15 protein-coding genes are annotated in these 17,307 nt (G+C 65.9%); 3 read left to right on the top strand and 12 right to left on the bottom strand.

The features are described 5' to 3' along the window. Positions 1–29: 29 nt before the first annotated feature. The 8 genes from A9D12_RS12240 to radA all read right to left on the bottom strand — a co-directional run bounded on the left by A9D12_RS12240 (position 30) and on the right by radA (position 8,821). Positions 30–1,385 (bottom strand): M20/M25/M40 family metallo-hydrolase, encoded by a 1,356-nt coding sequence (locus A9D12_RS12240; RefSeq protein WP_068352229.1) that lies wholly within the window; start codon positions 1,383–1,385, stop codon positions 30–32. A gap of 38 nt (positions 1,386–1,423) precedes the next feature. Next, positions 1,424–2,968, bottom strand: a complete 1,545-nt coding sequence (locus A9D12_RS12235; protein ID WP_068352227.1) for an aminoacyl--tRNA ligase-related protein — start codon at positions 2,966–2,968, stop codon at positions 1,424–1,426. Positions 2,969–3,013: 45 nt separating this feature from the next. Continuing rightward, positions 3,014–3,592, bottom strand: coding sequence for a polyhydroxyalkanoate synthesis repressor PhaR (gene phaR / locus A9D12_RS12230; protein WP_068352225.1), 579 nt, complete (start codon positions 3,590–3,592; stop codon positions 3,014–3,016). An 85-nt stretch (positions 3,593–3,677) separates the two neighbouring features. Further along, the gene (alr, locus tag A9D12_RS12225) at positions 3,678–4,760 is read right to left on the bottom strand and encodes an alanine racemase (RefSeq protein ID WP_068352223.1); all 1,083 of its coding nucleotides are present in this window, start codon (positions 4,758–4,760) and stop codon (positions 3,678–3,680) included. Next, positions 4,753–6,384, bottom strand: coding sequence for an MFS transporter (locus A9D12_RS12220; protein ID WP_068352220.1), 1,632 nt, complete (start codon positions 6,382–6,384; stop codon positions 4,753–4,755). Before A9D12_RS12220 ends, alr begins: the two co-directional genes overlap by 8 nt. Before the next feature lie 64 nt (positions 6,385–6,448). Continuing rightward, positions 6,449–6,889, bottom strand: a complete 441-nt coding sequence (locus A9D12_RS12215) for an iron-sulfur cluster assembly scaffold protein (RefSeq protein WP_197489817.1) — start codon at positions 6,887–6,889, stop codon at positions 6,449–6,451. Positions 6,890–6,898: 9 nt separating this feature from the next. Then, positions 6,899–7,441 (bottom strand): CvpA family protein, encoded by a 543-nt coding sequence (locus A9D12_RS12210; RefSeq protein WP_068352219.1) that lies wholly within the window; start codon positions 7,439–7,441, stop codon positions 6,899–6,901. Between the two features lie 12 nt (positions 7,442–7,453). Further along, the gene (gene radA, locus A9D12_RS12205; protein WP_068352218.1) at positions 7,454–8,821 is read right to left on the bottom strand and encodes a DNA repair protein RadA; all 1,368 of its coding nucleotides are present in this window, start codon (positions 8,819–8,821) and stop codon (positions 7,454–7,456) included. Positions 8,822–8,896: 75 nt separating this feature from the next. On the opposite strand from radA, the gene A9D12_RS12200 reads away from it, so the two are divergent. Further along, positions 8,897–11,212, top strand: coding sequence for a patatin-like protein (locus A9D12_RS12200; RefSeq protein WP_068352216.1), 2,316 nt, complete (start codon positions 8,897–8,899; stop codon positions 11,210–11,212). Here A9D12_RS12200 and dnaJ read toward each other — a convergent pair. Further along, positions 11,209–12,360: a molecular chaperone DnaJ gene (dnaJ, locus tag A9D12_RS12195; protein WP_068352214.1), complete on the bottom strand. Its 1,152-nt coding sequence runs from the start codon at positions 12,358–12,360 to the stop codon at positions 11,209–11,211. The two genes, A9D12_RS12200 and dnaJ, sit on opposite strands and share 4 nt — an antisense overlap. Positions 12,361–12,459: 99 nt before the next feature. Then, positions 12,460–14,382 (bottom strand): molecular chaperone DnaK, encoded by a 1,923-nt coding sequence (gene dnaK / locus A9D12_RS12190; RefSeq protein WP_068354455.1) that lies wholly within the window; start codon positions 14,380–14,382, stop codon positions 12,460–12,462. A gap of 177 nt (positions 14,383–14,559) precedes the next feature. On the opposite strand from dnaK, the gene A9D12_RS12185 reads away from it, so the two are divergent. After that, entirely contained in the window at positions 14,560–15,057 is a 498-nt protein-coding gene (locus A9D12_RS12185) for a copper chaperone PCu(A)C (protein ID WP_068352211.1), read from the top strand. Positions 15,058–15,059: 2 nt separating this feature from the next. Further along, positions 15,060–15,566, top strand: coding sequence for a vgr related protein (locus tag A9D12_RS12180; protein WP_068352210.1), 507 nt, complete (start codon positions 15,060–15,062; stop codon positions 15,564–15,566). A 78-nt stretch (positions 15,567–15,644) separates the two neighbouring features. Here the strand turns inward: A9D12_RS12180 and A9D12_RS12175 are convergent, their stop codons facing one another. After that, positions 15,645–16,214 carry a nucleotide exchange factor GrpE gene (locus A9D12_RS12175; protein ID WP_068352209.1) on the bottom strand — a complete coding sequence of 190 codons (570 nt, stop codon included), beginning with the start codon at positions 16,212–16,214 and terminating at the stop codon, positions 15,645–15,647. Between the two features lie 17 nt (positions 16,215–16,231). Then, on the bottom strand, positions 16,232–17,275 hold the full coding sequence (gene hrcA / locus A9D12_RS12170) for a heat-inducible transcriptional repressor HrcA (RefSeq protein ID WP_068352206.1): 1,044 nt from the start codon (positions 17,273–17,275) through the stop codon (positions 16,232–16,234). Positions 17,276–17,307 lie beyond the last annotated feature (32 nt).

Genomic DNA, 17,307 nt, shown 5'->3' with positions numbered 1-17,307 from the left:
TCGGGTGAGGTGCCATCGGTGCGGGCGGATCACTCCTTGGCGACGGGTTCGAAGGCTCCGCCCGGAACCGCGCTCGACACCGGCGAGCAATAGGTGTCCGCGCAGGCGGCCACGCCGAACATCCAGTCATCGCCGCGCAGTTTCCTGATGTGCGTAAACTTCCGTTCTGTCGTCATTTCCGACATCGGCCCGTCAACATAAACCAGCGCGACATCCTCGCCCCAAGCCGGCGCATCGGTGGCGCGGGTGGCGACGGCATAGACCTGCGCGCCGGGCACCGCCTGCCACGCAAGTTCGGTATCGGTGCGCACTGCCGCATCGACGCTGACCTTGGGCGGCATCGGCGCGCGGGCGAGCGCATCGAGCGCGCGCACGTTCAGCTTGGTGACGCCGGCGAGATAGCCAAAATCCATCTCCTCGATCGTGTCGCCGAACTTGATGCCATTCTCTGTGCGAAGGTCCTGATGCTGGTGGTCGTAATCCTCGACCCCCACGGAAAAGCGGATCGCGGGGTAGCCCTTTTGGAGGAATGGTACCTGATCCCCGCCCCGCCCCATGCGGTCGGTGCGCCAGATTTGGCGGACTTGCAGGCCGTCGGGATGCTTGGCGGAAAGAGCCGCTACCCAGCGCGAGAGGTTGCGCGAAGGCGTGTCGTTCTCGCCGCCGAACCGCGTAGCGGAGGCGCGGAGTTTTTCGGTGAAATCGGCGCGCGGGCCTTCGGAAAAGACGCGCACCACTTTGGGTTCGCAATAGCCGTCGCTGCCGCAGGAATTGCCAACGATGTCGTTGTTCAGCACCGCCTTCACCGTAAAGCCTTGGCGCTCGGCCCAGTTGGCGAGGATCTGCCCGCCGTGAAGCCCCTGCTCCTCGCCCGACAGCAGCGCATAGATGATCGTGGTGGGATATTTCTGGCCCGAAAGCATCCGCGCCGCCTCGATCACCAGCGCCGTGCCGCTGCCATCGTCGTTCGCGCCCGGCGCGTCGGAGGTGGCATCCATCACGTCGCTGACGCGGCTGTCGATGTGACCCTGCACGATCACGACCTCGTTCGGCCGCTGGGTGCCGCGCTGGATCGCTACCGCGTTGCGCACCAGCGTTGGCGTTGGAACGCGCGGACCGGTGACGGTCTCGCCCACGGGCAGTACCTCAAGGCAGCCGCCGCACTTTGCACCGATCCGCTTGAATTCGGCCAGCCCCCAATCGACCGCTGCGCCGATCCCGCGCCTGGGATCGGTTTGCGAGGACAATGTGTGGCGGGTGCCGAAGCTGACGAGCTTTTCGACATCCTTCTCCAGCCTATCGGCAGAGACGGAGTCGGCAGGATGCGTCTGGGCCGCGAGCGGCGCGGATACGGCGGCGGCGAGCAGGAGGAAGCGTTTGACCATCCCCGCTTTCTGCCCGCGCGCCTGCCGCGGTGCAAGCGTCAGTAGGCGCGTGCTACAAGGATGCGTTCTGAGGCCGGCTCGCCCGAGAAGATGCAAGACCCCGTCGCCGCATCGCTGCCGCGCGGCACGTTGCGGATGGTGAGCTTGGCCGCCTTCAGCTTTTCGACCACCGCTTCGAGCGCCGCGCCGGTGGGCTTGGCCCATTCGACCTCGACCCAGCCCGGGTACTTGCCGCCGTTCTCGAAGTGCTCGGTGACCGCCTGCCACTCGGTCACACCGCGCGTGATGTTGGCATCGCGGCGCGCGCGGGCTTCTTCGTAGAGGCCTGTCTGGATCGCTTCGAGCATGGCGCCCGCCTCACCGGCAAACGCGCCGTGCGCGGGATAGGCGAAGGCGGGCTTGCCGTTGGCGGTGTTCCACAAGCGGTCGCGGCGCAGCACCGCGATCTTGCCTTCGGCCATGTCGCGCGGGCCGACCTCGATGATGATCGGCGCGCCCTTGCGCACCCAGTCCCAGCGCTTGGCCGCGGCCTTGCCGGGTTTTACATCGAGCAGCACGCGCACCCGCTCGCCCAGCGCGGTCTGCGATGCGAGCGCCGCGCGGACGGTTTCGCAATAGGCGATCAGTTCCGCATCCTCAGGCGCTTCGCGCAGCATCGGCAGGATGACGATTTGGTGCGGCGCGATAGCCGGGGGAACGCGCAGGCCATCGTCGTCGCCGTGGGTCATGATGACGCCGCCGATCAGCCGCGTCGACACGCCCCAGCTGGTGGTGTGGCAGAACTGCTGCTTGCCCTCGCGATCCTGGAACTGGATGCCGGCGGCGTGCGCGAAATTGGTGCCGAGGTAGTGGCTGGTGCCGGCCTGGAGCGCCTTACCGTCCTGCATCATCGCTTCGATCGACCAGGTCTCGACCGCGCCGGGGAAACGCTCGTTCTCGGGCTTCTCGCCCGCAATCACGGGGAGCGCGAGATCATCCTCGGCGCAGGCGCGATACATTTCCAGCGCGCGGTGCGTTTCGGCGAGCGCGTGCTCGCGGGTTTCGTGTGCGGTGTGGCCTTCCTGCCAGAGGAATTCGCTGGTGCGCAGGAACATCCGCGTGCGCATTTCCCAGCGCACCACATTGGCCCACTGGTTGGTCAGCAGCGGCAGATCGCGCCAGGATTGCACCCAGCGTGCCATCGCATCGCCGATGATCGTTTCCGAGGTCGGGCGGACAACCAGCGGTTCTTCGAGCTTGGCCTCGGGATCGGGGATCAGCCCGCCCTTGCCATCGGCGATCAGGCGGTGGTGGGTGACGACCGCCATCTCCTTGGCAAAACCTTCGACGTGCTCTGCCTCGCGGGTGAAATTCGCCAGCGGGATGAACAGCGGGAAATAGCAGTTCGAGACGCCGGCCGCCTTGATCCGGTCATCCATCAGCCGCTGGATGCGCTCCCAGATGCCGTAGCCCCACGGCTTGATCACCATGCACCCGCGCACACCCGATTCCTCGGCCATGTCGGCGGCGCCGATGACCTCCTGATACCACTTGGAAAAGTCGTCTTCGCGCTTGGTCGTGAGCGCGTGGCGGATCTGGGACACGGGTCTGGTCTTTCTGCTGGAGGCGTTGCGGCGGGCGCTTTTGGGCTATTTGCCGAGTTCGTCCAGCTTCTTTTGCATGGCGGCCATCTGTTCGCGCAGCGCGGCGAGTTCGTCGCGGTTGTCGCCAGCGGGCTTGGCGGCGGTGGCGGCGGGCTTGTCCTTGGCCTTGGCAAGCCCCGGCAGAAACACATCGGCGGCGGCGCGCATCATCGCCATGTTGGTTTCGTGGATCGCGGCAAACGGCGTCGCGCTCAACCCCTTGTCGAAGGCTTCGCGGATCTTCGTCTGGTTGTCGCGGAAATTGGCCATGCTGGCTTCGAGATAGGACGGCATCATCGCCTGCATCGAATTGCCATACATCCCGATCAACTGGCGCAGGAAGCTGACGGGGAGCATCTGCTGTCCGCCGCTGGCCTCTTCGTCCATGATGATCTGGGTCAGGATCTGGTGGGTGATGTCGTCGCCGGTCTTGGCGTCGAGCACCTGGAACTCGACATTTTCGCGCACCATCTTGGCGAGATCTTCAAGCGTGATGTAGCTTGACGAGGCTGTATTGTAGAGACGCCGGTTGGCGTATTTCTTGATGGTGATCGTATCGCCCGTAGCAGCTTTCGTTCTGACCATTTTGTTCGATCCCGCGCCATTTTTTGTTGTGCGCCGCATCTTAGCATTTGCACACGCTGCGGTGCAACAGGATCGCGTCAAACGATCACCCGTTCTTGAGGCGGCGTCCGATCACGGTGAGCATTTCATAAGCCGTCAGAGCATTTTGCTGCGCAGCATCGGCGATGTTCCACGGCACATCGACCCACGTCCCGGCCACCGCTTCGGGCGCTGCGGCAAGATCGACCACGACCATGTCCATCGACACCCTGCCAAGCAGCGGCAAGGCGCGGCCTTGATGGCCAAAGGCGTTTCCCGGCCCCCGGCTGCGCAGGAACCCGTCGGCATATCCGATCGAAACCGTGCCGACGCGCATATGCGTGGGCGCGATGAAGGTGGCGTTGTATCCGACCGCCTCGCCCGGCGCCAGATCGCGACATTGCAGGATCTGTGCCTCGACCCTGACGACGGGCCGGATATGGCCATCAAGCTCGGGCCGGGGAATGCCGCCGTAAAGCGCAAGGCCGGGGCGGGTGAGATCGAAGGCGAAGCTTTCGCCCAGCGCAATCCCGGCGCTGTTGGCGAGGCTGAGGCGCTGGTGGGGGATTGCCGCGGCAGCTTCGGCGAACAGTTCGGCCTGCATCCGGTTCATCGCGGTGCGTTCGTCCGCGCTGGCAAGGTGGCTGAGGAGGATGTCGATAGCGAGCGCCTGAATGACCGGATCGTGCGCCTGCGACGGCGCGATCCCGAGCCGGTTGATCCCGGTATCGACCATCAGATGGCAGCGCCCGCCGCCGGTCGACTGCCACAGCATCGCCTGTTCGCGCGAGTTGATAACCGGGATCGCGCCGATGTGCCGGGCATAGGCGCAGTCGGCTTCGGACAGGACCCCGTGCAGCACCGCGATCTGATCGGCGGGAACGTGGCGGGCCACGGCGGCAACCTCGCTCCAGTGCGCGACGAAGAATGTCCGGCAGCCCGCATCGCGCAGCACCGGGACGCAGGTGTCCGTGCCGAGCCCGTAGCAATCGGCTTTCACAGCCGCGCCTGCGGCCGCCGACCCCGAAAGCGTATCGAGCGCACGCCAATTGGCGGCCAAGGCCTCACGAACGACCGTCAGACGCAGGCTGGCGGGAGGCAGAAGGGGGTCTGGAACGGGGGGCATTTCGGGCAGGTAGCTATCAATCATCGACAAAGTCTCGCGGCGGGCCTCCCGGAAGTCCCCACCATGCGACCACCAGCCCGAAGGCGACCACCGCAAAGGTATACCACAACCCGGCATAGATATCGCCGGTGCGCGCGACGATGACGCCTGCGATCAGCGGCAGGAACCCGCCAAGATAGCCTGCGCCGATGTGATAGGGGATCGACATCGAGGAATAGCGGATGCGCGGCGGAAACATCTCGGACAGCAGCGCCGCGACCGATCCATAGGTCAGCGCCGACAGCATGCCAAGAGCCAGCAGCACGCCGACGATGCCCAGCACGCGGCCGAGCGGCGGGCTCTGCTTGGCAAAGTCGAAGCCATAGGCGCCAAGCGCCGCCTGCAAGCCATTGCGCCGCGCCGCGCCATCGGCAAGCCAGGCCGGATCGATCGCGACCGGCTGCCCGCCTGCCGTGATGCTCAGCGCCGGCGCGGGTTGCAGGGTGTAGGCGACGCCCGAGGCGGTGAGCGTTTCCAGAACCTTGCCGCAATCGGTCTGCTCGCGCTTGAACAGTTCGGCAAAGGGATCGGTCTCGCAAGCAGGGCCGCTGACGACGATCGGCGTCCGTTCCGCCGCGGCGGCAAGCTCGGGATTGGCAAAGCTGCCCATCAGCCAGAACAGCGGGAACAAGAGCGCCAGCGTCGCGACCGAACCGATGATGATCGGCAGCTTGCGCCCGACCTTGTCCGACCACTTGCCGACGATGACATAGAAACTCATCACGATGAGGCCCGAGAACAAGAGGACCAGTTCGACCGTCAGATCGGCAACGTGCATCGGCCCGCGCAGGAAACTCATTGCCGAGAAAAACCCGGTGTACCAGATCGTGGTGAGGATGCCGGTGATCCCGAACAATGCGACGAACAAGCGCTTGGGGTTGCCCGGATAGGTCATGCTTTCGATGAAGGGATTGCCGCTGGTCTCGCCGGCGGCCTTCATCGCCTGGAACACCGGGCTTTCGGAGAGCTTCAAGCGCATCCACAGCGAAATCGCCAGCAAGGCGATCGACAACAGGAACGGCACGCGCCAGCCCCACGCGGCAAAGGCATCGGCGGGTATCAGCGCGCGGCAGGCGATCACGACGATGATCGAGAGCACGAACCCGCCCGCAACGCTGGCCTGAATGAAGCTGGTGTAGAACCCGCGCTTTTCGGGCGGCGCGTGTTCGGCGACATAGATTGCCGCCCCGCCATACTCGCCGCCCAGTGCAAGCCCCTGAATCACGCGCAGCAGGATGACGATGATCGGCGCGGCAATTCCGATGGTGTCGATCGTCGGGATCAGGCCGACGCCTGCGGTCGCGATCCCCATCAGCGTGACGGTGACGAGGAAGGTGTATTTGCGCCCCAGCCGGTCGCCCAGAAATCCGAACAGGACAGCGCCCAGCGGCCGGAAGGCAAAACCGACGGCAAAGGTCGACCACACCAAGAGCAGGCCGAGCGTCTCGTTGTCGGTCGCGTAGAACGCGTCCTTCAGGATGTAGGCGAGCGTGCCGTAGATGAAGAAATCATACCATTCGAAGATGGTACCCGCGCTCGACGCGCCGATCACCAGCCGGATTTCCTTCTCGGACGGCTCGCGTGCTGCGAGCGCCTGCGCCTCTGCCATGTGCCTTTTATCCCCTCTGACGCTGCCGGCCGAGCCTCGCGCGCCGGTCTCTCGGGCGCAGTTCCTAGCGCGGCTCGCCTGCTTCGCAAAGCGCCTGCGCGGCGGCCTTCCACGGCAATAGTAGCGCGCCGTGGCGACCAGGGTGCGGCAGCGCCGGCGCCAGCGCATCGATGCCCGGCCAATCGGGCAGATCGCCTGCGCCTTCGAGCCATGCGCCAAGTGCGTCGCCCGCGGCGATCACCGCATCGGGCGCGCGGCCTTTCGCGCTTTGCGCCAACAACGTGGCCGATGCCTGTCCGATCGCACAGGCCGATACGCGCATCCCGATGCGCTCGATCAGGCCCGCATCGTCCAGCGCAAAGCCGGCGGCAATCACGCTGCCGCAACTGCGCGAGCGCGCTTCGGCCCGCAGCGGCAGATCATCGCTCAAGCCGTAGCGCGCAAGCAGCGTCGCCAGCCCGAGCAGTTCGGGCGAATAAAGCCTGGCAGAGGCACGCGTGTGCACGGGCGCAAATTACCTGAATTCAAGCCCGGCAGCGGCGCGCGCTTCGCTTTCGCCGCGCAGCCGGTCGCGGCGGATCGCGATTTCGGGCAGCAGCTGGCGCGAAAAGGCATCGGCTGCGGCATAGGTGCGCGCCGAAGTGATCCATTGCGGCCGCCCGGCATAGCCCCAGCTTTCATCGAACCCGGTCACCAGCAGCGCAAAGCCGAACACCGCGATCAGCGCGCCCTTGACGCCGCCGAAACCGAATCCGAGCACACGGTCGATCGGGCCCAGCACCGCCCCATCCGATGCCCCGCTGGCGGTGCCCATGATCACCTTCATCGCGGCATAGGGGATTAGCAACAGCAACACGAAGGCAAGCAGCGAAACCGCCGGTTCCGCCCGATACAATGTGCGCAGCCCATCGGTCAGCGCGGGGTGGAGGAAATGCACCGCAAAGGCTGCCATCACCCACGCGGCAAGGCTCAGCACCTCCTGCACAAGCCCGCGCATGAACCCGCCGATTGCGGCGATGGTGACGATGATGCCGATGATGATATCGAGGAGCGCCATAGGCGCGCAGGATTATGCGCTGCCCATCACCTGGTCAACGACGTTCGCCAGGGCCGCCATGCCGCGGTAATCGCCGCCGCGTTCGCCGGTCGCTGCGCCCGCGGGGCCATAGCACCGCGCAAAGCCCAGCTTCGCCGCCTCGCGCAGCCGCAGCGGCGCGTGCGCCACGGGCCGGATTTCGCCCGCAAGACTGACTTCGCCGAACCACGCGGTCTTGTCGGGCAAGGCGCGGTCGGCAAGCGCGGAGACGAGCGCGGCAGCCACCGCCAGATCGGCGGCAGGATCGGTCAGGCGATATCCGCCCGCGATGTTGAGATAGACCTCGGCGGAGGAGAAATTGAGCCCGCAGCGCGATTCGAGCACCGCGAGCAGCATCGCCAGCCGGCCGCTGTCCCACCCCACCACCGCGCGGCGCGGCGTCGCGCCCGATTGCAGCCGCACGATCAGCGCCTGAATTTCGACCAGCACGGGCCGCGTGCCTTCGAGCGCGGGGAACACCGCACTCCCCGCCAGCGGCGTTTCGCGGCCCGACAGGAACAGCAATGAGGGGTTCGCTACCTCTTCCAGCCCCTCGCTCGCCATCGCGAAGACGCCAATTTCATCGACCGCGCCAAAGCGGTTCTTGAGCGCGCGCAGGATGCGGTACTGGTGGCTGCGTTCGCCCTCGAAACTCATCACCACATCGACCATGTGTTCGAGCACGCGCGGCCCGGCGATCGTGCCGTCCTTGGTTACGTGGCCGACCAGCACCAGCGCGCAGCCGGTTTCCTTGGCATAGCGGATCAGTTCCAGCGCGCAGCCGCGCACCTGTGAGACGGTGCCGGGCGCACCTTCGATCGTGTCGGAATGCATCGTCTGGATCGAATCGATCACCAGCAGCGCGGGCGGTTCGCCCTGCCCCAGCGTCGTCAGGATATCGCGCACCGAGGTTTCGGACGCGAGCCGGATCGGCGCATCGGCAACGCCCATCCGCGACGCACGCAGCCGCACCTGTCCCGCGGCTTCCTCGCCGCTGACATAGACCACATCATTGCCGCCGCGCGCGATGGTGGCGGCGGTTTGCAGCAGCAGCGTCGATTTGCCGATCCCCGGATCGCCGCCCAGTAGCACCGCGCTCCCCGGCACCAGTCCGCCGCCCAGCGCGCGGTCGAATTCTGCAAGGCCGGTCGATTTCCGGACCGGAAGCTGCGTGGGGGCATTGAGCGGTTCGAACGCGATATTGCGACCACCGCTCGACAGGCTGTGCTTCTGCGAGAACACGGTCGCAGGCACATCCTCGACCAGCGTGTTCCACTGCCCGCAATCGGCGCATTGCCCCTGCCAGCGGTGTGACACGCTCCCGCATTCCTGACACACGTAGCGGCGTTTTGTCTTTGCCATAGGCAATGCCCCATATCTGGAACAGAAGACGAACGCAATTGCATTGCGCGCGTTCTTCCCGCTAGACCACCCGGCATGCGGCAGAAAGAATTGCGTCTTGCTCTGGTATGTTACGGCGGGGTCAGCCTTGCGGTTTACATGCACGGGATCACCAAGGAGGTGTGGCACCTTGCCCGCGCAAGCCGCGCGTTTCATCACCCCGATGCGCCGCATCTGGATGGGGTCGCGGCGGTCTATCGCGACTTTCTGCAAACGATCGAAACCGCGCACGGCCTGCGGATCAGAGTGCTGCCCGATATCCTCACCGGGGCAAGCGCGGGCGGGATCAATGCGGTGTTTCTCGCGCAGGCGATCCATGCAGGGCACAGCCTCGAACCCTTGACCGACTTGTGGCTTGCCAATGCCGATGTCAGCGAATTGACCGATCCCGATGCCGAGCCGCTGTGGCGTTTTGCCAAGCTTTGGGCGCAACCGATCGCCGAATGGTTCCTGAGCCGCCCGGGCAACGCGGTCAGCGCGACGGTCTCGCGCGAGACCCGGGCCGAGGTGCGCGCCAAGGTCTCGCGGCTTGTGCGCGGACGCTGGTTCAGCCCGCCGTTTTCGGGCGCGCGGTTTTCCGGCATGCTGTCCGAAGCCTTGCGCAAGATGGCCGAGGACGGCGACAATATCCCGCTGCTGCCGCATGGCCATCCGGTCGATCTGATGGTCACCGCGACCGATTTTCGCGGCCACGCCGAAACACTGCGATTGCATTCGCCGCCGCAGGTCGAGGAGACCGAGCATCGCCTGCCGATCACCTTCCGCCGCCGTGTCGGCGATGGCGCGCCGCTGGCCGATCCGCTCGAACTGGTGTTTGCCGCCCGCGCGACGGCGAGCTTTCCGGGCGCGTTTCCGCCGCTCACCCTCGCCGAGATCGATAGGCTCGTTGACGCGGAGCAGCGTGACTGGGCCACCCGTGACACGTTCCTGCAACGCATCATGCCAGCCCATTTCGCGCGCGGCACGCTGGACGAGGTCGCGCTGATCGACGGCGCGGTGCTGGTGGGGGCGCCGTTCGGGGCGGCGCTCGCCGCGCTCTATGGCCGGCCCGAGCAGCGCGAGGTCGACCGGCGGTTCGTCTATCTCGACCCGCGGCCCGAAGGCACCGCGCCCGCGCCTGACCCGGCCAGGCGCCCGCGCGAGATCGGGTTCTTCGGGGCGATCTTCGGTTCGCTGTCGACCATCCCGCGCGAACAGCCGATCCGCGACGATCTGGAACGCATCGCGCAGCAATCGCGCGATGCGACGCGATTGCGGCGGATCGTGCTCGAACTGCAGGGCGACATCGACCGCGCGGTCGAGCGCCTGTTCGGCTACACCTTCCTGCTGTCGCGCCCCACCCCTGCGCGGCTTGCGGGATGGCGGGCAAAGGCGCAGCAGGCCGCCGCCGAACAGGCAGGCTTTGCCTTCGGCGCCTATGCGCTGACCAAGTTCGAAGGCATCCTTGACCAGCTTGCACGCATCACGCTGAAAGCTGCCGGGCAATCGCTCGCCGACCCTGCGCCCTTGGCCGCCGCCTTCCGGCGCGAGCTTGAGCGCCGCGGCTGTGCCAGCCTCACCGCTGCGGACGGCGGCGCGAGCCCGGAAGCCATCGCATTCTTCCGCGCGCACGATACGGGGTTTCGCATCCGCCGGCTCCAGTTGCTTACCCGCAAGCTTGCGCGTGACTGGGAACTCGAACCTGGCATCCCCGAAGACGCATTGGACCGCGCGCGGGAACGCATCTATGCGATCCTCGCGCTCTATTTCGATGCGGAGGAGCGCGCGCTGCAATGCCCGCGGCTTGCCGCACTGGCGGGGGATGCGATCGCCCGGCCGGGCGCGGTGCTGGATATTCTGGCGGCCGAGCGGTTGCTGCCGGCGACCGATCTGCGCGCCGAGGAAATGCTGATCGACGCGATCGAGGACATGCCCAAACCGCTCAAGCGGCGGATGCTGCTGACCTATCTGGGTTTTCCGTTCTACGATGTCGCTACGCTGCCGCTGTCACGGCGCGAAGGGCTCGACGAATTCAACCCGGTCAAAATCGACCGCATTTCCCCCGATGATGCCCTGTCGATCCGCGAAGGCGGGACGGCTGCAACCCTGCGCGGGACCGAGTTCTATAATTTCGGGGCGTTCTTCAGCCGCGACTACCGCGAGAACGATTACATGTGGGGCCGGCTGCACGGGGCCGAACGGATGCTCGATCTGCTCGCCTCGACCGTTCCAGGGGCCGTTGCCCCTGAAGCCTTGCGCGCGGCAAAACGCGCAGCCTTTCTGGCGGTGCTGGACGAAGAGGAAGCCGCGGGCCGGTGCCAAGGCGGGCTTATCGCGCAGATCCGCGAGGAAGTGCGCGAAAAGCTCGGCTAGGTTCCGAAGGCGTCCTTCAGCTTGGCAAAGAAGCTGCGGCTTTCAGGGCATTCCTCGCCCGTCTCGGTCGCCTTGAATTCCTCGAGGATTTCCTTCTGGCGGCGCGAGAGCTTGGTGGGCGTTTCGACCACGATTTCGACCACCAGATCGCCGCGCCCGCGCCCCTGCAGCACGGGCATCCCCGCACCGCGCACGCGCAACTGCTTGCCCGACTGGATGCCGGCAGGAATGTCGAGCCGGTTGGTCGATCCGTCGAGGTCGGGGATCTCGACACAGCCGCCCAGCGCCGCGGTGGTGAAGCTCACCGGAACGCGCGTTGCTAGCGTCGTGCCTTCGCGTTCGAACAGCGGGTGCGGTTTGACGTGGAGGAAGATGTAGAGATCGCCGGGGGGCGAACCGCGCTGGCCCGCCTCGCCCTTGCCCGACAGACGGATGCGCGTGCCGGTGTCGACCCCTGCGGGGATATCGACCTTGAGCGTTTGCGGACGATCGACGCGGCCCTCGCCGCGGCATTCGCGGCAGGGGTTCTCGATCACGGTGCCGCGCCCGTTGCAGGTGGGGCACGGGCGTTCGATCACGAACAGGCCCTGCTTGGCGCGCACGCTGCCGATGCCATGGCACAGGTTGCATTGGCGTTCGGAAGTGCCGGGGGTCGCGCCGCTGCCGTCGCAGGTTTCGCACGATTGCGAGACCTCGATCTCGATCTCGGTCGATTTGCCGTGGAAGGCCTCTTCGAGGGTGACCTGCATGTCATAGCGCAGATCGGCCCCGCGGCGGTTCTGCTGGCGCTGTGCGCCCGCGCCGCCGCCGCCAAAGGCGCTGCCGAAGAAAGTTTCGAATATGTCGCCGATGTCGGCAAAATCGCCGCGGCCGCCGCCGAAGGGACCACCACCGCCGCCGCCACTATTCATGCCCTGCGTGAAGGCTTCGTGGCCATAGCGGTCATAGGCCGCGCGCTTTTGCGGGTCCTTGAGGCAATCATAAGCCTCGCTGATCGCCTTGAACTTGGCTTCGGCCGCAGCATCGCCCGGATTGCGATCCGGGTGCCATTTCATCGCAAGCTTGCGGTAGGATGATTTGAGCGTCGCCCCGTCGCAATCGCGACTGACTTCGAGCTGGGCGTAATAATCGAGCTGTGCGGTGGGCATGTCTTTGACCTTGTTCCCCGTAGCCGCCGCCTGCCGGCCGGTGCCCGAACGCCAAGGGGCTCGGGCACCGGCGGCAGGCCAGCGGAATGTAGCGGGGCCTTAGCCCTTCTTGTCTTCGTCCACTTCAGAGAACTCGGCGTCGACCACCTCTTCGGCCGGCGCTTCGTCTGCCGGGGCAGCAGCATCGCCATCGGGGCCGGCGGCCTGTCCGGCTTCGTAGATCTGCTGGCCCATCTTCATCGCAATCTGGGTCAGCGCCTGTGCCTTGGCGTTGATGTCATCGGCATCGCCGCCTTCGAGCGCGGTCTTGACCGCCGCGATGGCTTCCTCGACTTCGGTCTTGGTCGCCGCGTCGATCTTGTCGCCGTGCTCCTCCACCTGCTTTTCGGTCGCGTGGACAAGGCTGTCGGCCTGGTTACGCGCTTCTGCGGCAGCCCGGCGCTTCTTGTCTTCCTCGGCGAACTTTTCGGCATCCTTGACCATCTGGTCGATGTCGCTGTCGCTGAGGCCGCCCGATGCCTGGATCTTGATCGTCTGCTCCTTGCCGGTGCCCTTGTCCTTGGCGGCCACCGACACGATGCCGTTGGCATCGATGTCGAAGGTCACCTCGATCTGCGGCACGCCGCGCGGCGCAGGCGGAATGCCGATCAGGTCGAAATTGCCCAGCAGCTTGTTGTCCGCCGCCATCTCGCGTTCGCCCTGATAGACCTTGATCGTCACCGCGTTCTGGTTGTCTTCGGCGGTCGAGTAGGTCTGGGTCTTCTTGGTCGGGATGGTGGTGTTGCGGTCGATCATGCGGGTGAACACGCCGCCCAGCGTCTCGATGCCGAGCGAAAGCGGGGTCACGTCGAGCAGCAGCACGTCCTTGACGTCGCCCTGCAGCACGCCCGCCTGAATGGCCGCGCCCATGGCGACGACTTCATCGGGGTTCACGCCGGTGTGCGGCTTCGCACCGAAGAACTGCTCCACGACTTCGCGCACGCGCGGCATGCGGGTCATCCCGCCGACGAGGATCACTTCGTCGACCTGATCCTTGGAGATGCCGGCATCGGCCAGCGCCTTCTTGCACGGATCGAGCGTGCGCTGGATCAAGCCGTCGACCATCTTTTCAAGGTCGGCACGGGTGATCGTTTCGACGAGGTGCAGCGGGGTGGTGCTACCACCTTCCATGCGCGCGGTGATGAAGGGCAGGTTGATTTCGGTCGTGGCCGCGCTCGACAGTTCGATCTTCGCCTTTTCCGCCGCTTCCTTCAGCCGCTGCAGCGCAAGCTTGTCGGTCTTGAGATCCATCTGTTCCTTCTTCTTGAGGGAATCGGCGAGGAACTCGACGATCGCATTGTCGAAGTCTTCACCGCCGAGGAAGGTGTCGCCGTTGGTCGACTTCACTTCGAACACGCCGTCGCCGATTTCGAGGATCGAGACGTCGAAGGTGCCGCCGCCAAGGTCATAGACCGCGATGGTCTTGCCATCGTCCTTGTCCATTCCGTAGGCGAGCGCGGCCGCGGTCGGCTCGTTGATGATGCGCAGCACTTCGAGACCGGCGATCTGGCCGGCGTCCTTGGTCGCCTGACGCTGCGCGTCGTTGAAATAGGCGGGCACGGTGATGACGGCCTGCGTCACGGTTTCGCCAAGATAACTCTCGGCGGTTTCCTTCATCTTCTGGAGGATGAAGGCGGAAACCTGCGAGGGGCTGTAGTCTTCGCCGCCGGCGTTGACCCAGGCATCGCCGTTCTTGCCCTTGGTGATCTTGTAGGGGACAAGTTCCATGTCCTTCTTGGTCAGCGGGTCTTCGAACCGGCGACCGATCAGGCGCTTGATCGCGAACAGCGTGTTGTCGGGATTGGTGACCGCCTGACGCTTGGCCGGCTGGCCGATCAGGCGCTGGCCATCCTTGGTGAAGGCGACGATCGACGGCGTGGTGCGCGCGCCTTCCGAATTCTCGATGACCTTGGGCTTGCCGCCGTCCATGACAGCGACGCAGGAGTTGGTGGTGCCGAGGTCGATACCGATTACTTTACCCATTTTTTCCCCATCCATAGGAACATTGTTGGACACCGCGGCTGCCTGCTCCCCAGTTACCGGCAGAGCATCGTGGCGGCTCGATTGTGACCGCGATATAGGTGTGCTTTTGCTTGGCACAAGATACCGCCCGTTCTAGATTTCGGCGCAATCCCCCGTGTTCTATCAGGAGACAATCCGATGACTTCGCTCCGCAATGTCGCGGCCGCCACGCTGGCCGCGGCGATGATCCCCTTCCTTGGCGCATGTGCCGACAAGGCCGACGCGCCGGCGCAGGAGGCCACCCCCGCCGTCGCCGCCGCCGCGGGCCTCACGGTCAGCAACGCGCGCGTGGTGCTGCCGCCGGTCGCGGGCAATCCGGCCGCGGTCTATTTCGATCTGTCCTGGGCGGGCGCTTCGGGGGTGACGCTCGATGCGGTCGAGGTCGAGGGCGCGGGCATGACGATGATCCACGATTACGCCGAGGCGGATGGCAAGATGAAGATGGTGATGGCCGATTCTGTGCCGCTGACGCCGGGCACGCCGGTCACCTTCGCGCCGGGCGGTCTGCACGTGATGGCGATGGAACCTGCTGGCGTGCTTGCCCCCGGCGGAACGGCGAAGGTAACGCTGACGCTGTCCGATGGCACCGTCACCACGGTTGATGCACCCGTCCGCGCCGCGGGAGACGAGCGCTGAGCGTGTCCGCGCCTTCGTCCCCGCTCGTCTGCGAAGTTGGCGGGGCGCGCCCGCTGACGCCGGGCGAGGTCGCGCTTGCCCGCACTGTCTTCGGCGATGCGATCGATTATGCGCCGGTGAAGATCAAGCGCCGCAAGTTCTTCCCGCTTCAACCGCGCGGGGTGACGATGGCGCCGATGGGGCACTTGCACTTCCACCCGGAAGCCGCGCATTACTGCGACGATTTTTCCGCCGCCTCGCTGTCGCGCCAGGCGCATTTCATTCACGAGATGACGCATGTGTGGCAGGCGCAGACATTGGGCCGCTGGTATCTGGTGCTGCGCCGGCATCCGTGGTGCCGCTATGACTATGCGCTGCGCCCGGGCTGGAAGCTCGAACAATACGGGATCGAGCAGCAGGCAGAGATCGTCGCGCATGCCTTCACCTTGCGGCGCGGCGGGATGGTGCGCGGGGTCGGGGATGCCGCGCCCTATAGAGCGCTGGTCGCCTTTCCCGGGGCGCAGCGGTAGCCCTACCCCAAAAGACGAACGGCACCGGCGCCTTGCGCGCCGATGCCGTCCGGTCCATTCGATTTCAACCGCAGCGGGTCAGTCGGGCTTCTTCGCAACTGCCACCATTGCGGCGCGCAGCAGACGATCCTTGATCATCCAACCGGCCTGCATTTCGGAGACCACCGTGCCCGGTTCGTGATCGGCGCTCGGCACTTCAAGCATCGCCTGATGCTGGTTGGGGTCGAGCGGCAGACCGACGGCGGCGATGCGGGTGATGCCGTTGGCGGCGAAAACCTTTTCCAGCTCGCGCTGTGTCGCTTCCAACCCGATCACCAGACCCTTCATCGTGTCGTCGTCGCGCAACCCTTGCGGGATCGCGTCGATCGCGCGCGACAGGTTGTCGGCAACGCTCAGGATGTCGCGCGCAAAGCCGGTCGCGGCATAGGCGCGCGCCTCGTCCTTCTCGCGTTCGAGCCGGCGGCGCACGTTCTGCGTTTCGGCCTGCGCGTAGAGCACCTCTTGCTTGGCCGCATCGAGATCGCGGCGCAGCGCGTCGAGCGCCTCGGCGGTGCCATCGGTTTCATCGGCATCGCCGCGCAGGTGTTCGGGCACGCCCTTCAATTCGTCTTCAGCCGCCTGATCCAGCGGCTTTTCATTCTCGGTCATGTGTTGTGGCTTTCCATTCAAGCGATGAGCTTGCCCAGCGAACGGGCGGTCAGATCCACCATGGGGACAACCCGCGCATAATTCAACCGCACCGGGCCAATCACACCCAGCACGCCGACCACGCGCCCCTCGCGGTCGCGGTAGGGCGAGGCGATCACGGACGAGCCCGACAGCGCAAACAGGCGGTTTTCCGAACCGATGAAAATCCGCGTGGCATCGGCCTCCCGCGCCGAATCGAGCAGCTCTGCCACCGACTGCTTGTTTTCAAGATCCTCGAGCAGACTGCGCACCCGTTCGATATCGCCCAGCGCCGCGTCGTCGAGCAGGTTGGCCGCACCGCGCACGATCAGCACGGGCCGCGCGGCGGCATCCTGGCTCCACACGGCAAGCCCGCGTTCGACCAGATCGCGGCTTGCCGCATCGAGCTGCGTCTCGCCCTTGCCGATTTCGGCGCGCATCGCCGCTGCGGCCTCGGCCAGCGTGCGCCCGGCAAGCCGCGCGGTGATGTAATTCGAAGCGCGATCGAGCGCGCCCGGATCGAGCGCGCCGCCGATCTGGATCACCCGGTTTTCGACTGCGCCATCCTCTCCCACCAGCACCGCGAGCGCGCGCCCCTGCCCCAGATCGACGAGGCTGAACTGCGCCAGCCGCTGTTCGCGCGGCGCGACGAGCACCATGCCCGCCGCACCCGACAGGTCGGAGAGGATCGCGGATGCCTGCTTCAATGCCGCCTCGACCGGCCCCGCGCCCGCCAGCCGCGCCTCGATCGCGGCCTGTTCCTCGCGCGTCGGTTCGGCCACGCGCATCATCCCGTCGACGAAAATGCGCAGGCCCGCATCGGTCGGCAAGCGCCCCGCGCTGGTGTGCGGCGCGGCGAGTAGTCCTGCCGTCTCCAGATCGGCGAGCACCGACCGGATCGAGGCGGGCGACAGGTTCAGCGTGCCATCGGCGGCAAGCGTCTTCGAACCCACCGGCTGCCCGCTCGCGATATATTCCTCGACCACGCGCTGAAAGATGTCGCGCGCGCGGGCGGTCAGTTCGGTCACGGGGAGCGCAGTCATGGGCGCAATCTTAGTCTTTGCGCTTGCCGCGA

This window comes from Erythrobacter neustonensis (genome assembly GCF_001663175.1).
Classification (GTDB): domain Bacteria; phylum Pseudomonadota; class Alphaproteobacteria; order Sphingomonadales; family Sphingomonadaceae; genus Erythrobacter; species Erythrobacter neustonensis.
This window is presented reverse-complemented; position numbering and strand designations above follow the sequence as displayed.

What these genes read in the sequence shown, in the direction of transcription:
- dnaJ (WP_068352214.1), bottom strand. Translation starts at nt 12,360, where the DNA reads ATGCCCACCGCACAGCTCGATTATTACGCCCAGCTCGAAGTCAGTCGC.
- A9D12_RS12175 (WP_068352209.1), bottom strand. Translation starts at nt 16,214, where the DNA reads ATGACCGAGAATGAAAAGCCGCTGGATCAGGCGGCTGAAGACGAATTG.
- A9D12_RS12200 (WP_068352216.1), top strand. Translation starts at nt 8,897, where the DNA reads ATGCGGCAGAAAGAATTGCGTCTTGCTCTGGTATGTTACGGCGGGGTC.
- A9D12_RS12210 (WP_068352219.1), bottom strand. Translation starts at nt 7,441, where the DNA reads ATGGCGCTCCTCGATATCATCATCGGCATCATCGTCACCATCGCCGCA.
- dnaK (WP_068354455.1), bottom strand. Translation starts at nt 14,382, where the DNA reads ATGGGTAAAGTAATCGGTATCGACCTCGGCACCACCAACTCCTGCGTC.
- A9D12_RS12240 (WP_068352229.1), bottom strand. Translation starts at nt 1,385, where the DNA reads ATGGTCAAACGCTTCCTCCTGCTCGCCGCCGCCGTATCCGCGCCGCTC.
- alr (WP_068352223.1), bottom strand. Translation starts at nt 4,760, where the DNA reads ATGATTGATAGCTACCTGCCCGAAATGCCCCCCGTTCCAGACCCCCTT.
- phaR (WP_068352225.1), bottom strand. Translation starts at nt 3,592, where the DNA reads ATGGTCAGAACGAAAGCTGCTACGGGCGATACGATCACCATCAAGAAA.
- hrcA (WP_068352206.1), bottom strand. Translation starts at nt 17,275, where the DNA reads ATGACTGCGCTCCCCGTGACCGAACTGACCGCCCGCGCGCGCGACATC.
- radA (WP_068352218.1), bottom strand. Translation starts at nt 8,821, where the DNA reads ATGGCAAAGACAAAACGCCGCTACGTGTGTCAGGAATGCGGGAGCGTG.
- A9D12_RS12220 (WP_068352220.1), bottom strand. Translation starts at nt 6,384, where the DNA reads ATGGCAGAGGCGCAGGCGCTCGCAGCACGCGAGCCGTCCGAGAAGGAA.
- A9D12_RS12185 (WP_068352211.1), top strand. Translation starts at nt 14,560, where the DNA reads ATGACTTCGCTCCGCAATGTCGCGGCCGCCACGCTGGCCGCGGCGATG.